2 protein-coding genes and 1 pseudogene are annotated in these 1514 nt (G+C 63.3%); all 3 read right to left on the reverse strand.

All coding sequences use genetic code 11. The features are described 5' to 3' along the window. A pseudogene (locus EOD15_RS34085) lies at positions 1-362 on the reverse strand (phenylalanine--tRNA ligase subunit beta); the annotation flags it as partial. Next, a complete protein-coding gene (locus EOD15_RS34090; protein ID WP_127319113.1) occupies positions 359-781 on the reverse strand; it encodes a GFA family protein in 423 nt (140 codons plus the stop codon). The pseudogene EOD15_RS34085 and the gene EOD15_RS34090, both read right to left, overlap by 4 nt. After that, on the reverse strand, positions 778-1514 hold a 737-nt coding region (gene pheS, locus EOD15_RS34095; RefSeq protein WP_127409291.1), incomplete at its 5' end, for a phenylalanine--tRNA ligase subunit alpha. The genes pheS and EOD15_RS34090, both read right to left, overlap by 4 nt.

The raw sequence follows: 1514 nt of genomic DNA on the forward strand, positions 1-1514 counted from the left end.
CACATCATGCCATGGCTTTCGACCCCCCTGATCTTGCCGACCGCCAGCGTCACGTCGATGCCGGGCACATAGGTGCCGGGCGCGGCAAAGGCGCCGATCAGGCCGGCGCGGGCGTTTGGCGCGCCGCAGACGACCTGCACGGGTGGCTTGCCGTCGCCGGTATCGACGGTCAGCACGCGCAGCCGGTCGGCATCGGGATGCTGGACCGCCGTCAGCACCCTGGCGATGACGAAGGGCTTCAGGCTCGACTTGTCGTCGACATGCTCGACTTCGAGGCCGATCGAGGTCAGTCGCTCGACGATCTCGTCGAGCGTGGCGTCGGTCTCTAGGTGGTCCTTGAGCCAGGAGAGGGTGAATTTCATGGGACTGTTCCGTCTGGTCTTTTGACGCTTGTTTTCAGATGTCTCGGCAGGTCGTCGGACATATGCAGGAAGGGGAGCTGCTCACTGACATAGGCATGCTGCGTCGGCTGGAAATCGGCAGGCATGTCCATGGTGCCGAGCATGAAGTAGATGTCGTCTTCCAGCCGCTCGTCGACATAGGCGATGGGCGAGCCGCAGGTGCCGCAGAACGAGCGCGTCACCGGGCCGTTCTCATACATCTTCAGCGCCTTGCCGGTGAACGCGACCTGATCGACCAGGAAGCCGACAAAGGCCGACATCGGCGCGCCGCTGGCCCGCCGGCAATCGCCGCAATGGCAATAGCTGACGTGATGCGGTTCGACTGATGCCTCGAACCGCACGGCGCCGCAGCGGCAGCCGCCGGCATAGGGCGCTGTCATGCGCTCAGGCCTCCGAACAGCGTCGGCATGTCGAGCGGCCTGAACCCGTAATGCGACAGCCAGCGCACGTCGGCATCGAAGAAGGCGCGCAGGTCCGGCATGCCGTATTTCAGCATGGCGATGCGGTCTATGCCCATCCCCCAGGCAAAGCCCTGATATTCGTCCGGATCGAGCCCGCCATGGCGCAGCACGTTGGGATGCACCATGCCGCAGCCGAGGATCTCCATCCAGTCGGAGCCTTCGCCGAAGCGCACTTCGCCGGGCCTGGAGCGGTCACACTGGATATCAACCTCGAGGCTCGGTTCGGTGAACGGGAAGAAGGACGGCCGGAAGCGCATCTTGACCTGCGGCACCTCGAAGAAGGCCTTGCAGAACTCCTCCAGCACCCACTTCATGTTGGCGACGTTGGCCGTCTTGTCGATCACCAGCCCCTCGACCTGATGGAACATCGGCGAGTGGGTGGCATCCGAATCCTGCCGGTAGGTCTTGCCCGGAATGACGATGCGGATCGGCGGCTTCTTCGTCTCCATGGTGCGGATCTGCACCGGCGAAGTGTGGGTGCGCAGAAGCTTGCGCTCGCCCTTCTCGTCCGGCTGGAAGAAGAAGGTGTCGTGCATCTCGCGCGCCGGATGGCCTTCTGGGAAATTCAGCGCGGTGAAATTGTAGTAATCGGTCTCGATATCGGGACCTTCGGCGACCTCGGATTTTCCATCGCCGAAGATCGCCGCAATCT

The sequence above is a fragment of the Mesorhizobium sp. M7A.T.Ca.US.000.02.2.1 genome (assembly GCF_003996995.1).
GTDB lineage: Bacteria > Pseudomonadota > Alphaproteobacteria > Rhizobiales > Rhizobiaceae > Mesorhizobium.